Source organism: Vallitalea pronyensis (assembly GCF_018141445.1).
Classification (GTDB): domain Bacteria; phylum Bacillota; class Clostridia; order Lachnospirales; family Vallitaleaceae; genus Vallitalea; species Vallitalea pronyensis.
This window is the reverse complement of the sequence record NZ_CP058649.1, coordinates 4887358-4903387: the sequence shown is the minus strand read 5'-3', so window position 1 is coordinate 4903387 and position 16030 is coordinate 4887358. Positions and strand designations below refer to the sequence as shown.

Below are 16030 nucleotides of genomic sequence, written 5' to 3'. Positions count from 1 at the left end.
AAGATTATGGAAGATTATAAAGTAAGAGTTGAGCATTTAACGAAGAATTTTGGAGATGTTCATGTTCTAGATGATATCTCTTTCAACATAAAAAAAGGTGAATTCCTTGTGGTGGTAGGGCCAACAGGTTGTGGAAAGACAACGTTCTTAAACTTGTTAACCAAAATCATTGATCCCACATCGGGTGATATTCTCATTGATGGTGAGTCCGCTGATCCAAGGAAACATAACCTTGCATTTGCTTTTCAAGAACCGTCAGCCATTCCATGGTTAACCGTAGAAGACAACTTAAAATTTGGCTTAAAAATTAAAAAGATACCAAAAGCTGAGATGCAGACACGGGTTGAAAAAATCATTAAATTATTAGGTCTTGAGAAGTTCAGACATCAATACCCTAACCAATTATCCGTAAGCTGTGAGCAAAGGGTTATCATTGGTCGTGCTTTTGTGATGTATCCTGACCTTCTCCTCATGGATGAACCTTATGGTCAGATGGATATTAAGATGCGTTATTATTTGGAAGATGAGGTTATTAAACTTTGGAAAGAGCTAGGCAGTACCGTTGTGTTTATTACCCATAATATTGAGGAAGCGGTATACCTTGCTCAGAAAGTTCTCATTTTAAGTAATAAGCCTACAACCGTTAAAGAAGAGGTTACCATTGATTTACCTAGACCTCGTGATTTCACATCACCGGAATTTGTAAAATTAAGACAATATATAACAGATCAGATAAAGTGGTGGTAAGGTCCCCATTAATAAGCGTTGTAAGCGCATATCAGATGATACCGTTGCAAACATCAATTGCGTTATAAGGAGTCGTGTATGGAATATCTCATAATACTGATTATATGCACTATAGGCGGTTTTGCAGCAGGCATGACTTCTTTTGGATATGCAATCATCTGTATGGTTTTAATGCCCCTATTTGTGAGTGTGAAAACTGCAACCTTGGTGACATTAACCACGTCCTTTGTGATTTACATGGTGATACTCTACGGGTCCATCATTAAAATGAAGGTGCGCTTGAGCATCAGCATGATTATGATCCCCATGCTGGGGTCATTGGTAGGACGCTTCATGGGAAACAGGCTGTTTCAAAACTTAACTAACCTTCAATTAGTCCTGTTATTATGTGTATTTATGGTCTTGCTTAATATTTACTTTTTTGCCTTTTCTAATGGCTTTTATTTGAAAAAGAACAACAAAAATGCTCTAATTGCAGGAACTATATGCGGCTTATTTGGCGGTCTTAATAATGTGGGAGGACCACCCATGGTGGCTTACATGTATTCCGTAGAACAAGACCGCATCAAATATACATCCTATTTGCAAATTATCTTTTTAGTTGGTGCCCTCTACTCCCTACAGTATCATATACGTTTAGGGAACATCACACATGATATCCTGTCCTATACATTGGTAGGTGGTGTTGGTGTTGCACTAGGGACTTATGCTGGGTATAAGTATTTTAAAGTCATTAATAAAGAGAAGCTAACCGTCTATATTCGAAACTTTATATTCGTCACAAGTGTTGTCTTAATTATAAAAACCGTGGTGGATATATTATAAGGACATAAAATGATAGTTGACTTGCATAAATGCGTCAAATGATTGCTACAAACAGAAGAAATTCAAGAAAGGATGGGTGTTCATGAATCCAATAAATGAACCAACTTCAGTTTTTAATAATCCTATTCAGATTGGGATTATTGTAAAAGATTTAGATAAAACCCTGGAAAACCTACAGAATATATTAGGCATAGGACCTTTTAGAATCGTGGATTTTCCACCAGCAGGCGAAGAAGATGTAAAAATGATTTATAAAGGTGAACCCGCTAAGTTCACCGCCAAATTCTGTTTTTATGACCTGGGCAACATTGAGCTTGAGCTGATTCAACCACTCACAGGCAAAACAGTTTGGCAAGATTTCTTAGATAAGAAGGGACCAGGTATTCACCACATTAAATTCAATGTACCAACCCATAAACCAACCGAAGACTATATGAAGAGCCAAGGCATCAATATATCACAAATGGGTGCTTCCGTTGGTAAAAATGCAGGTAAGGAATGGGTATTCTATGATACAGATGATTTAGTAGGTTTCGCAGTGGAGACCATGAATGAGATTGTGGAATAGTCAAGGTTATCGTGAAAGAATGAGCTGAGTGACTAATTGAATAACATGCATTTCTAAAAGACGTTTACAAAGAATTTCTTGTTGTAAATGTCTTTTTTATTATAGAAAAGATATGATCAAATATATTAATATATTAGGTAAAAATAGAGATAAGAGAAAGTGTAAAGAATAGACAAAAAAAGGTTCAATTTAAATTTTATTAATGAAAGACGCTATAACATTTATGATGAATATAGAAAAGTGTTCGAAAATTTAATATGAATATATAAGAAAATATAATATTTGTAAATAAAGCACCAAAAAATAGCAATTTATGGTATAATTAGTTAGAATAAATCAAAAATATAATATAAAAATATGAATTTAAAAGAAAAGGGGAAAAGATAAAATGTCAAAATATAATTCGTCAATTTCCAAATCTATATCATTTATTTTAATATTCATGATGTTATTCAATTTCTTAGGAGTTACTTTAGTACAAGCTGTAGAATCAGCTTTAATAAATTATGAAAAAAATAGTTTTCAAGCAAAAGTTGGAGAACTTCCTAACAACGCACCTAAAACAAAAATAGAACTTAAAAGTAAAAGAAGTAAATATTCAACACGTTATGTTAATCCTGATGGAAGTTTTTCTGAAGAAGTTTATCTTGAGCCAAAGTTCTATCAAGATCCATTAGATAAGACATGGAAGGTTATAGATAATAATTTACAGAACAGTACTAAAGCTGGAATAATTGAAAATAAAGCTAATGATTTCATAACTAGATTTACAAATGAAGTAGGAACATGCGAAGTTGTATCAATTAGTAAAGATGACAATAAAGAAGTTGGATTTATTCCCGTTGCTGCTAAAAAGGTTAATGGAAAAATAAAAGATAATAGTATTATATATAGAAACATCTATGAGGATACCGATATACGTTATACCGTTATAGGTTCAAAGATAAAGGAAGATATTATTTTAAATAGCTTTACTGGAAAAAATACTTTCTCATTTGAGCTAAAACTTAAAGGGGTAAATGTAATAGAAAATGAATCAGGCATTATAACTTTTGAAAATAGTAAAGATGGTAAAATATGGTGTATTGAGCCTCCTTTTATGGTCGATGCAGATGGAAAATATTCTGAACAAGTTAATCTTGTTTTAAGAAAAGACAAAGAAAAAATATTTATAGATGTAGTTGCAAATAAAACTTTTCTTGAAGACCCTAGTACGAAATATCCCGTTATCATTGACCCTACTGTTAATGACTGGGATATTATGAGGGATACCTTTATATCAAGCGACTTCCCAGATTCATCTTATTTTGGTCTAAATAAAATGTATACAGGTTCAGATCCATATTATTATGGTACTATGCGTTCATTTGTCCAATTTTATCTACCAAGTCTTCCAAGTGACAGTAAAATTCTAACTGCTGATTTTAATGCTTACCAAACACAAGTCAATACAACAGCATCTTCGATTGATTTGCATCGTGTAACTAGTAGCTGGTCAGGTTCTACTACATGGAATACACAACCATCAATTGCTGCTATAAAAGAATCTACAGTAACAAGCAATGCAGATAATGTTTACTGGCAGTGGGATATTACTCAACTTGTTAAAGACTGGTATAATGGAGAGCATGCAAATCATGGAATTATGTTAAAACAACAAAATGAAGATATATCTCCATTTAGAACTTTTAATACAGTTAACAGTGGAAACAATACTCCTAGACTTACCATTAACTACTGGGTAGATCCAATGGGTCTCGAAGATTTCTGGGGGTATACAAAAGATGGAATTAATCCAGCTAATGGTAATCTTGTACTTCAAGTAAACGATGTATTAATACCTAGTATTGGAGTACCGATTAATATAACGAGAACATATAACAGTAGAAAAGCAACTTTTGCGGGCATGTTTGGATATGGATGGACAAGTGATGCAGAAACACAGCTTGCTGATGCAGGAAATGGACCTATAACTTTAATTGATGGTGATGGTACGCGTCACATCTTTGGTGAGGAAATCGGTGGTGGATATAAGGCGCATGGAGGTATATATCTTGACCTTGTAAAAAATAGTAATGAAACGTACACAATCACACAATCAGATGGTGCTAAAATTAATTTTGACAACAATGGTAAAATCAGTTCTATTGTTGATACAAATGATAACCAAACTAATTATGGCTATACTAATGGTAAATTAACATCAATTACTGATTCTTCAAATAGGATAGTAACTATTATGTATGGAACAAATGGTTATGTTTCAAGTATAAATATGCCTGAAGGGCGTACGATAAGCTATGAATATGATTTAAATGGTAATCTTACAAAAGTAATTGATCCTGAACTAAAGGAAGTGTCTTTTGATTATGATGCTGAACATACCTTAACATCTATAAAAGATCAAAGAAATATTACTACAACAATAGAATATGATACTGGAAGTGTTAAAAAAATTAGCACACCAATTACAGTTGATGGTGTTCAAACTACAAGTAATACTAGTTTTTCTTATGATTTTAATTTAAGCGTAACATCAGTAATTGATGGAGAAGGAAAACGTATTGATTATCAATATAATCCCAATAAAAATATAATTCAAATTACTAAAAACCCATTAGATGCTCAAAACAACGAGGTTACTACTTTTGAATATGATAATAATAATAACTTGGTTAAGATAACAGATGCTAATACTAATGCTGATTCTACTAGAACAGAAGCATATATTTATTCTTATGATGAAAGTGGTAATATTACAGGAATGCAACTTCCAAAAGGACAGAATTATAGTTCAGCTTATGATGAAAGTAATAACCCTATTAGTGATATAGATTTTAATGGAAATATGAACCAAAACACTTATGATGATGATAATAATCAACTAGAATCTATTGATACATATTTACAGTCTAAAGCTGCAAGATATCTTACTAATGGTAACATCGAATATGATACTAAAATGATATCGGCAGCCGATAATCTAGTAACTAATTCAAGCTTAGAAGATGGGAATAACTGGCCAGATAATTGGAGTCAAGCAGTTGAACCAGGGAAAATAGCTACATTTACTTGGTCAGATGACGCTAAATTAGGAAATAAATCTATTAGCATCTCTAATCCTACGGGGTGGGCAATAATATCTTCTGATATGATAGAGCATATAGTAGGTACTAATTATGTTATTAGTGGTTATGTAAAGACTGAAAACACAACAAGTGGAGCTATTATAAAGCTTGAATTTTTTAATTCAAATAATGAATGGTTGGGTCAAGAATTTGGTAATGCATTAAAGGGAACACATGATTGGACTAGAATTCATTCAATAATAAATGAAATTCCAGCTGGTACATCTAAAGTGCGTGCCTCAGTAGGATTAAATGCAGGAACTGGTGCTGTATACTTTGATGGTATACAGCTTGAAAAAGGCAGTATTGTTAGCAAGTATAACTTTATTGATAATGCAGGATTTGAAAAGGATGTTGATAGTGATAATATTCCTGATAAATGGACTGAAAGCGGAAATTTATCACCAAATGATGGCATTTATACAAAAATATCATCTGAAGATGATAAAGTTTATATAGGAAATAATTCTTTTAAAATAACTGGTGAATCTGAGAAAACTAAATATATTAAGCAATCCATAAATATATCTGGTGATTCTAGTACAAAACTTACTCTTTCTGGTTGGTCTATGCAAGAAGGAGCAAATATAAGTGGTGGTAATTATACTTTACAGGTACAAATAAATTATAGTAGTAATCCGCCTGAAATTTTTGCTAATGATTTTGATACCACTTCAATTAACTGGCAACATGTTGCGGCTAAGATAGATCCCAAATATCCATTTGATTCAATAGACGTATATTATGTATTTGATGACCAAACCGGAACGGCATATTTTGACGCTATGCGACTTGAAGAAGCCTCTTCCTTTACCTCATATTATTATGATGTGAATAATTATGAGAACAAAATAATAGACCCATTAGGAAACGAAATTTCATATGTTAATGATTCATATGGGAATAAGACAAAAACTACAGATGGTAAAGGTAATTTTTATACTTTTGAATATGATAAAAGAAATCTTGTAACTAAAGTTACAGATTCAAAAAACAACATAACACAATACGGTTATGACAATGCAGGCAATCGAACTACAATTACTGATGCCAGAAATAATGTTACAACGATTAATTATAATGAGTATGGTCAGCCATCTAAAATAATAAATCCACTAAATCAATCAACAGAATTTGGATATTATAAAAATGGGAATAAAGCTAAAATAATACATCCTAACGGAGATGAAATCTCTTATACGTATAATGCAGTTAATCGTTTAGATGGGATATTTTATAACGACGTTAAGAAGTGGAATTTTGAATATGATCCAAATGGAAATATAACTTCAGCTACAAAAAGTGAAACTGCAGATACAACTAGTTACACATATGATATTAATAATAGACTTACAAAAGTAGAAGAAGGCTTATCAAATAGCTTCGAATATGGATATGATGATAATAGTAACGTTACTTTATTGAAAATTACTGCGGGTTCAGCTACTTTTACAAATGGCTATACATTTAATTCACTTGATAAAATAGTAGGTTTAAGTAGAGATGGTGCTATCCTTGAAAAATTTGCATATGATGAACAAGACAATTTAATTTCTATAGCACGTACAAACAGTACCTATACTTCACTTAAGTATAGCGATGCAAATCATCTTAAGGATATAACTAACTATGATGCTTTAGGAGAAATATTAAACTCATATAGTTATAGTTATGATGCAAATGGTAATAGAACTAGTGTTATAACGAATAGTGGGATAATAAGTTATCAGTATGATGAATTGAATCAATTAACACAAGAAACGTTACTTGATGGTACTATAATTGCGTATGAATATGACGCTGTAGGTAATAGAACAAAGAAAATAGTAACCAATGGAACTTCAACTACAACAAACTATACCTATAACGATGGTAACGAACTTATATCCGTTGATGGTCAAGTATACACATACGATCAGAATGGTAACTTAATAAACAACCAGGAAAAAACATTTATCTACGATGAAGAAAATAGATTAATAGAAGTCAAAGATTCGACTAATCAAACTATAGCTAATATAACATATGATAGTCAAGGAAAAAGAACTAGCATGACTACATCAAATGGAAAAATTAATTACCATTATAGCGGAAATAAGCTAATATATGAAACAGATTCAAATAATAACATCATATCTGAATATACTTATGATGCAGTAGGTAATCCAGCTACTATGACAAAAAATAGTACAACTTTTTATTATCATTTGAATGGTCATAGTGATGTCGTGGCATTAACTGATGCAAATGGTGATATTGTGGCAGAATATAAGTATGATGCTTGGGGCAACATTATTTCACAAACAGGTTTAATGGCTTCTGAAAATCCTTTTAGATATGCGGGGTATAAATATGATGAAACGATAGGTCTTTATTATTTAATGGCAAGATATTATGATTCAAAAATTGGTAGATTTATTACTAGAGATACATTCTATGGATTTGATGATAATCCTTTATCCTTAAATCAATATTCTTATACTCAAAATAACCCAGTAATGTTTACTGATCCAACTGGACATTATTCTTTTTATATCTCTAAAAGTTTTTATTTTGGAGCTGGATCAAGATTAAGTGCAAGAATAAGAGGTTATATTACTAATTGGGGAAGAAAGGGTAATATTTCATATTCTTTATATTGGAATATAACGGCTGGTGGATTAGGAATTGCTATTGGTACAGTTGTAGGCGGGGGATATCTATATAAAGTTACACTCTCGTGGGTAGGAAGAAATTTTTACTTAAAAGAATTAATTGCAGATGTAGTTAAGTGGTCATGGTTAGCTGGATATGTTTATAAGAAAATTATAGGACAAGTAAAAAGGTTTGTAAAGTGGGCCTTTAGGAAAGCAGATAATCTGATTTTAAGAATACCATATGCTTCTTATTCAATATGGAGAAAATCTATTTATAAGCGACTATATTGGAACTGGTAGCAAGTAATTTGAAAGGAAGTTTTGATGATGGAAGATATGATGAAAGGTCTCATACTAGGGTTACCATTTTTAATGTATGGTGTATGGGGAATAAGAAAACAAGCAAAAAAATATTTTAGAAATAATGCATATAAATCCATGGATCGATTAATTTTCTTTTTATTAAAAACACCATTTTCATGGTTATCTGTTATAATAGGTCTTCTATTCATTTTATTAGGCTTATTAAGTTTGTAACTATTTGCTAAGTATTAATAATAAACAATTATAAAATAGAATGAAGCAAATTCAATTTGAAGCACTATGAAGCAGTAAGAAAATTCCAAGGCATGTTGGCTGTATTGTTTTTACACCTGTATGGGACTATAGCTCAGTAGAAGGATTAGTAGCGTATAATGATATAGCACCTAGGTATCAATCAAGTGATTATAGATAAAGTAGTAACACCAAAAAAGAGAATAGATTTCTGTTCTCTTTTTTAGCTTTATAAAAAATCATAGTATAAAATGAGAGGTAATGAATATAGATATTGCTATTTATTTCAAAAAAGTTTAAAGTATAATAGAACTTAATGAATAATAGGGGGGAGTACTTTGAAAAATAGGCTAATATTAGTAGAAGGGATACCAGGTTCTGGGAAAAGTACCATAGCTCAGAAAATTAATGATTTCCTTAAATCAAAAGGCTTAAAGGTTAAGTTATACAGTGAAGGCGATCTTCATCCAGCAGATTTGGCTTGGCAAGCATGTTTAACCCTTGATGAGTATCACCAAGTAGTTAAAGAAAATCCTGATCTTAAGACAGTATTAGAACAATACTCACAAATTGAAGGAGAGCAGGCGATTGTTGCATATACCAAGTTAGGTATACCCATGAAAAGTAAGGGGATTAATGAATACCTTAGTTCAAAAGAAGTGTATGATGGTAAAGTTAACTTAGATACCTTCAGAGAGCTTCATTTTAAAAGATGGCAAGCTTTTGGAGCAAACTCTCTAAATGATGACCATGTGTACATATTTGAATGTGCCTACTTGCAGAATCATATAAACGAGTTAATGGGAAGCTATTGTAAAGATACAGATGATGTTATAAGCTATATGTTACAACTCATGGATACGGTTAAGTCATTGAACCCGAAGCTTATCTATCTATCACAACCAGATGTAAGACAAACCATACAACGTGTTGCAGAGGAAAGGGTTTCTTCAGACAAAAGCAAATGGGATGATTGGATTGACTTAGTCATCAAGTATGTTGAAAGCTCTAAATACGGACAGGTTAAAAAACTAGAGGGTTATGAAGGGGTTATAAGCTTTATTGAAGATAGGAAGCGGTTGGAAGAAATGGTTATGGATAGGTTGGATATTGAAAAAGCGACCATATGTAATAGGGATTATGATTGGGATAAGGTGTTTGATGAGGTTATAGCGCAGTTGGTCTGTTAGTCATGGGGACGTTTTATCTGATAGATATATCCACTTAATGAATCACTAAATCACCACTACTCGTTTTACGAGTGGTGGTGATTCTACTCATAGCTATAAGTACTAGTTTTTTTAAAGTACTTGTCGTTTCTGTTTTATGATGACTAATGCTATAGCCAAGAAAGCAGTAGCAAAAGCTAACTGAACGAGTATCCCATAAATGATAGGTTCAAGTGTAGACTGAGTAATAATACCAAGACTTCCGATGGTATCATTAACCTTTACATACCAGAATATAGGATTGAACTCGCCAATGGTTTTTAGTTGGTCACTTAAAAAAGCCTGAGGTACAAAAGAACCACCTAATAAGGGCAATCCAATCGCTAAACAGCTTCCTATAGGGTCAATAGATTTTTTTGTTACAAAAGTAGAAACAAGAAAACTTATACTTAAACAAAGAATTGTTAAAACAAATGAATTGACTACAAATAATAAAGAACCAGTTTGGTTAAGGGAATCATTATTAATAACAAAGGCCAATATCACAAAGATTATCCAAACAACAAGGGCAATTAATAGGTTGCTGAAAACAAGTTGAAAATTATAGTTTTTGCTACTCACAGGTGAACAATAATTACGCATTTTAATTTCCTTATTATTAAAAGTCAACATAATACGTCCTATCATGGATATAAGCATTGCTAATAATATATAGGATAAAGTATTAAAATAGGTGTTAAGGTTAGATAGGTTATTACCTGCTATTCTATCGAGAAAGGATACATTGGCCTTCGTTGAAATATCCGAAAGGACTTTTTCATTAACCTTTTCAATAGGCATTTCAGAATAGGCTGAAATATAGAGTCTAGCAATGCTTAAATATCTATCTATGATTGTCTTTGCATACTCAGAACTGGTTAAATCGGGAACAGATATCGTATTTATCTTTTGATCATCCGACGAAGCAAAACTATTTTGAAACCCTTCAGGAATGATGACAATAATTTCTGTTTCTCGGAAAAATAGTGCATCTTTGATACTTTCCTCATTACTTTTAATTTCTACTGGTTTTGCAATGTGGTTCATATAGCTTTCTAGCCCATTAGCTAGGGGTGTATTATCTTCGTTTATAACAGAAACCTTAACCTTTGAAAGCTCAAAGGCATCCTCTGTCTGATTAAATCCGCTTTTTGACAAAAAGGCCATAAGTCCAACAAAAATAATAGTGTGGATTATAAATGCTGCCATAAACTTTCTTTGTACAATTTTACAAAAAAGTTTAGATACTTTCATATTTTTGCCTCCTTAATACCAATATGGTAATGGTACAAAAGATGATTCCTAGGATGCCCAACAAGGCAAGATTAAGGAAATATCTCTCAAAGGTATCATAATAATATAGTGCATAAAGTCCATCAGTAATTAGATTTGCAGGATTGATATAGGCGATAATGGGAGCTTTTTCTTGAATAATATATTTTACGTTTATAACCACCAAACCTGATAAAAAGCACATTATCATAGTTGTATTAACGACTAACATACCCTTGACTTCAGCTTTGAAATTCGTAAGTGAGCCAAACATCGCACCAAACATGGTTCCTGTAAAACATCCAACTAAACATAAGGCTCCAATATGAAGGATTCTGTCACCCAAGTCTACTTTTAAGACTTGTGTAATATAGGTAATGACAATGATTGACGACATAAACTGAAAAATAACAGTTGCAGATATCATAGATAAAAAGGCCTTCAGTTTATGTGTTGGTGCTACATTAATCCTTGCAGCTAGTGTAGATTGATTTGCCTGAGTTATATAGGTGGCATAGCTCCCTGCAACAGATGAGAATAGGCAGGTCATAGCCAATAGGGCATAATAGTAAACAACAGCCATATTCATGGAACTGCTTACAGCGTTTTCCTTTGTAAAACTCTCATGAAAGTCAATAGTATCTAAAAATCCCATTTGGATTAGCTTAGGATTTCCTTCAGTAATATTATAAATAGTGGTTGAAACCTGAACATAATTATCTAGGAAGACCTTAGCAATGGATTGATTAAGACCAGAATCTATTATAACAAGCTCAAGTCCATCCGTATTTTTTAAATATCCCACAATTTCTTTTTCAGATAAGCGTTCTTTTGCCTCTACTTCCGTTGTGTAGGATATAATGAAAAGATTACTCTCATCCATTGTCTGCTCTAGCCCCTCAGGCATTTCATTATCGGTGGTTATGGCGATTTTAACCTTTTCAAAACTTTCCCCTGACATAAGATTATCAAATGCTAGATTAAAAAGAGTGGATAAAATCAGAGGGAAGAGAAGCATCCAAAATAAGGCCATCATATCCTTAAACTGGGATTTAATGCTATATTTTAAAATATGAAAAGACATAGTATACCTCCTTAATCTCTTAATTCTTTCCCAGTTATTTCAAGGAATACATCGTTTAGGGTTGGCAATTCAGAGTAAATTTTACCATAACTAATAGCATTTTCAGTGATAAAATTCATGATATTAACAAGGTTGCTTGCGCCATTTTTTTGCCTTATGGTTAAAACATTTTCTTTTAGTTCAACATCAATAACATGAGGAATCTCACGAATTCCATCCATATGATTGTCACTTATATTAAAGGTTTCTACAACAATCTTTTCACCTAGGGATATCATTCCTTTGACTTCTTCCTTCGTTCCGGAAGCAATGACCTGACCTTTATCTAAAATAGCAAGTCTTGAGCAAAGTTGTTCAATCTCCTCCATATAATGTGAGGTATAAATAACAGTTGCACCCTGTTCATTTAGTTTTTTTATACCTTCTAGAATGTTATTTCTACTTTGAGGATCAACAGCAACGGTTGGCTCATCTAAAATGATTAGCTTTGGTTTGTGAGCAATTCCGCATGCAATGTTGAGTCTCCTTAAAAGACCACCACTTAATTTTTTTGGATAAAACTTGACAAAGTCTTTTAATGACACAAATTCAATGGCCTGTTTTACTAGCTCTTTACGTTTTTTCTTATCTGTGACATAAAGACCACAGAAGTAATCAATGTTCTCATATACATTGAGCTCGTCGAAAACTGCTACATTTTGCATAACAATACCAATGTTACGTTTTATGTCATAGGCGTATGGCGTCATTTCTTTACCGAAGATTTTGATGCTGCCTTTATCAAATTTTAATAGAGAAAGTAGGCAATTTATAGCCGTAGTTTTCCCTGAACCATTAGGTCCTAGAAGGCCAAATATTTCACCCTCCTTAACTTCAATGTTTAAATGGTCAAGAGCAATTAGATCGCCATATCTTTTAACTAAGTTTTCAATTTTAGCTATCATATTAACATCCCCTTTCCTGCAATTCTATTGTATTAGAAATTTTTAGAAAAAGGCAGTGTTATCTGTCACAAGATTAAGATGATAAATGTCATAAATCTCATTTTAATCTTGATAGGAGCATTTGTTATGCTATAATGAAAGTAATTTAAGCAAGTAGGGATGAGTCATGGGAAATATACTAAATAAAATGATTATTTTTGTGGGAACATCAGGGATTCTTTTGTTTGAGTTTACGCCTCATACAGGGATTGTTGTTATGGCAGTAGCCATTACTATAAGTGGGCTGTTAGAATATTTCAACAGTGAGAGAGTGACTAAAGGGTTATTTATCGTTTATTTAATCTTGTCAACATTATATCCTCAGTTTGTATTCTTTTTACCCTTAATAGTTTATGACCTACTAAGAACAAAAATTGAAATACTAACACTTATAGCCCTCATTCCTTGCGTGTTGCACTTTGATGAGTTTTCATCAGGTACCATTGGTGTTTTAATCGTCATCTGTTTTATTGTTTATTTATTAAAAGTACGAGCAACGAACGAAAACAAACTTAGAGAAAATTACATCAATCAAAGAGATAACTTGACAGAACTTTCTATTTCTCTTGAAGAGAAAATTAATGAGCTCGTTATCAAGCAAGATATAGAGGTTAATCTTGCTACATTAAATGAACGAAATAGGATTGCGCGAGAAATACACGATAATGTAGGACATCTTCTTTCAAGCTCAATCTTACAAATTGGAGCCATCATGGCTGTGAGCAAGGAAGAAAGCACCGTAAAAAGCCTTGAAGTCGTTAAAGAAACGTTGAATGAGGGTATGAACTCCATTAGAAAAAGTGTTCATGACCTACATGATCATTCTATTGATCTTTACTCGGAAATCAATAAGATATTCAAAAACTTTACCTTTTGCAAAGCAACATTAAATTATGAAATAACTGGAGAGATGCCTGCAAAAGCTAAATATGCCATCATAGCCATCATTAAGGAAGCACTATCCAATGTTATGAAGCATTCTAACGCTGATTATGTTACCATAAGTCTATATGAACACCCTAAGCTTTTTAAGCTTATTATTTATGATAATGGGAAGAAAAAAGGGGATGTAGAAAACTTTAAAGGAATGGGACTTGAGAGTATAAAGCAACGAGTTGGATCACTTAATGGAATTATAAATATTGATCAATCAAAAGGGTTTAGAATATTTATCTCATTTATGAAACCGTAATTTTACAAAACATCAACTATGGATTCTCTGCATAGATTCACAATTGATTGAAATTTGATACGGAGGGGTAATATGAAAATAGTAATTGTAGACGACGATGTTCTCGTCTCATCGTCGTTAAAAACAATCATAGAAGCAAAAGGTTTTGAAGTTTTAGCAACAGCCAATAGTGGAGAAGAGGCCATAAGACGCTATAAAGAGCATCAACCTGACATTCTTTTAATGGACATAAGAATGGGCAAAATAAGTGGGTTGGAAGCGGCTGAAACAATATTGAACACCTTTACGAAAGCAAAGATTCTTTTTTTGACCACTTTTGCAGATGATGAATACATCATTACAGCCCTAAAGATAGGAGCAAAGGGTTACATTTTGAAACAGCATTACAATAATATCATACCAGCACTTAATGCCGTTTATTCCGGACAGAATGTTTTTGGTGAGGAAATAACGAGTAAACTTCCATCCTTTATGTCTAACCAAGTAAATAAAAAGGACTATGGAGACTATGGAATTTCAGATAAAGAATTTGAGATTATTAATTTGCTTTCAAAAGGTTTCTCAAACAAGGAAATGGCAAATGAACTGTATTTAAGTGAGGGTACAATAAGAAACTACATCAGCGTTATTTTAGAAAAGCTTAAATTAAGAGACAGAACCCAACTGGCTATTTTTTACTTTAAACATTTGGTTTAACAAAGCTCAGAGGCACTGTCACCTCGTCACCTCGTATCTCTATCATTTTTATTTCCTTTCTTTTGGACAAAAAGAAAGACCAGCACAAGATTTCTCCCATGCTGGTCTATTCCTTTGATTTAGTTTTAATTTGCACTAACTACAGAATTTAGATTATGCGGTAAGTTAATTTACTGTTAATCATTTTTAAGGCGATGAATTAACTAGAAAATGTTTTCCATCACCCTCTAAAAGATAATTTTGCAGCTAGAAAACCACTTATTTTTGAAGTTAGTTTAATTGAAGTTTCAATAAGCTATATAAAATATTATTTGGCTTTACTAATCAGCTCTGAACAAATTGTTCAATACACATCAATATCACTTAAATCTAAATTTAATACATCATCAGTGTCCCCTAAAAACAAAGATACTTTGTATCCAATACATTGCTTTTTTATGTCTCTATCATCAACATCTTCACTTCATTTCTTGTAAAAAGAACTTGCTAAGCTTGCATCATGATATTCTGTGATTTCAAACTCACTGAATTCCTCTTGGCGTACATCATATCCACATCTATTAGACAAGTAGATTATAAACTTTTATCATAGTCATCCATCATCCTTTTAATCAGTGGCTTGACAAACCCTACATTGGAGATATCTGTAGGTGTTATGATATAACTGATAGAAATACCACTTATAGTGTACCAAAGTATCTATTTTGTATCCGTTATAAAAATTTAAAACAATTTAATAAATAATTTTATATTGAAAATTATTTATTTATACTATATACAATTTTCTTAATATTGATAACATTGACTTAGAAAATATGCATCATACCATTAAACCTGTTAAGTATAAAAATGGTATGTACTATAAGTTTCCACATCAGTATTATGAAGCTACTATACTAAAAATAAGTAGTTTCATTACTAAAGTTAATTATATTAGTGATGATATATATCAAGTATATGTAACTGATTATGTAACATTTCCAGTAGATAATCAAGAGTTCGTTTATGGTAATATAAAAAGCAATATTAAATATAACGATAAAAAAGGGATATATCAACTTATTGAATATAAAGAAATATTGAAAATAGAAGGTTGGAGATAAAAAAATAAGGGGCTGTTAAAATAGCCCCTTATT

At 32.1% G+C, this 16030-nt stretch carries 12 protein-coding genes; 9 read left to right on the top strand and 3 right to left on the bottom strand.

The genetic code is table 11. From position 1 onward, the window contains the following. Nucleotides 1-6 precede the first annotated feature (6 nt). The 6 genes from HZI73_RS20405 (at nucleotide 7) to HZI73_RS20380 (ending at nucleotide 9649) form a co-directional block, all read left to right on the top strand. Complete coding sequence (locus tag HZI73_RS20405; protein ID WP_212695206.1) at nucleotides 7-747, top strand: ABC transporter ATP-binding protein; 741 nt, start codon at nucleotides 7-9, stop codon at nucleotides 745-747. Nucleotides 748-825: 78 nt separating this feature from the next. After that, complete coding sequence (locus HZI73_RS20400) at nucleotides 826-1572, top strand: sulfite exporter TauE/SafE family protein (RefSeq protein ID WP_212695205.1); 747 nt, start codon at nucleotides 826-828, stop codon at nucleotides 1570-1572. Nucleotides 1573-1654: 82 nt separating this feature from the next. Next, on the top strand, nucleotides 1655-2140 hold the full coding sequence (locus HZI73_RS20395) for a VOC family protein (protein WP_212695204.1): 486 nt from the start codon (nucleotides 1655-1657) through the stop codon (nucleotides 2138-2140). 388 nt (nucleotides 2141-2528) lie between these two features. Further along, nucleotides 2529-8204 carry a DNRLRE domain-containing protein gene (locus HZI73_RS20390; protein WP_212695203.1) on the top strand — a complete coding sequence of 1892 codons (5676 nt, stop codon included), beginning with the start codon at nucleotides 2529-2531 and terminating at the stop codon, nucleotides 8202-8204. 24 nt (nucleotides 8205-8228) lie between these two features. Then, nucleotides 8229-8441 carry a hypothetical protein gene (locus HZI73_RS20385; protein ID WP_212695202.1) on the top strand — a complete coding sequence of 71 codons (213 nt, stop codon included), beginning with the start codon at nucleotides 8229-8231 and terminating at the stop codon, nucleotides 8439-8441. Between the two features lie 356 nt (nucleotides 8442-8797). Then, nucleotides 8798-9649, top strand: coding sequence for a P-loop NTPase family protein (locus tag HZI73_RS20380; RefSeq protein WP_212695201.1), 852 nt, complete (start codon nucleotides 8798-8800; stop codon nucleotides 9647-9649). Nucleotides 9650-9760: 111 nt separating this feature from the next. On the opposite strand, the gene HZI73_RS20375 is transcribed toward HZI73_RS20380, so the two are convergent. Genes HZI73_RS20375 through HZI73_RS20365 form a run of 3 tightly spaced genes read right to left on the bottom strand, consistent with a single transcriptional unit; the run spans nucleotide 9761 to nucleotide 12967 of the window. Next, complete coding sequence (locus HZI73_RS20375) at nucleotides 9761-10921, bottom strand: ABC transporter permease (RefSeq protein WP_212695200.1); 1161 nt, start codon at nucleotides 10919-10921, stop codon at nucleotides 9761-9763. Beyond that, on the bottom strand, nucleotides 10908-12023 hold the full coding sequence (locus tag HZI73_RS20370) for an ABC transporter permease (protein ID WP_212695199.1): 1116 nt from the start codon (nucleotides 12021-12023) through the stop codon (nucleotides 10908-10910). The genes HZI73_RS20375 and HZI73_RS20370 overlap by 14 nt, the downstream gene beginning before the upstream one ends. An 11-nt stretch (nucleotides 12024-12034) precedes the next feature. Next, entirely contained in the window at nucleotides 12035-12967 is a 933-nt protein-coding gene (locus HZI73_RS20365) for an ABC transporter ATP-binding protein (protein WP_212695198.1), read from the bottom strand. A 166-nt stretch (nucleotides 12968-13133) separates the two neighbouring features. Between HZI73_RS20365 and HZI73_RS20360 the strand changes: the two genes are divergently transcribed. The 3 genes from HZI73_RS20360 (at nucleotide 13134) to HZI73_RS20350 (ending at nucleotide 15997) form a co-directional block, all read left to right on the top strand. Further along, nucleotides 13134-14198: a sensor histidine kinase gene (locus HZI73_RS20360; RefSeq protein ID WP_246552229.1), complete on the top strand. Its 1065-nt coding sequence runs from the start codon at nucleotides 13134-13136 to the stop codon at nucleotides 14196-14198. Between the two features lie 72 nt (nucleotides 14199-14270). Continuing rightward, a complete protein-coding gene (locus tag HZI73_RS20355) occupies nucleotides 14271-14894 on the top strand; it encodes a response regulator transcription factor (protein ID WP_212695197.1) in 624 nt (207 codons plus the stop codon). An 815-nt stretch (nucleotides 14895-15709) separates the two neighbouring features. Further along, complete coding sequence (locus HZI73_RS20350) at nucleotides 15710-15997, top strand: hypothetical protein (protein ID WP_212695196.1); 288 nt, start codon at nucleotides 15710-15712, stop codon at nucleotides 15995-15997. The last annotated feature ends 33 nt before the right edge of the window (nucleotides 15998-16030 follow it).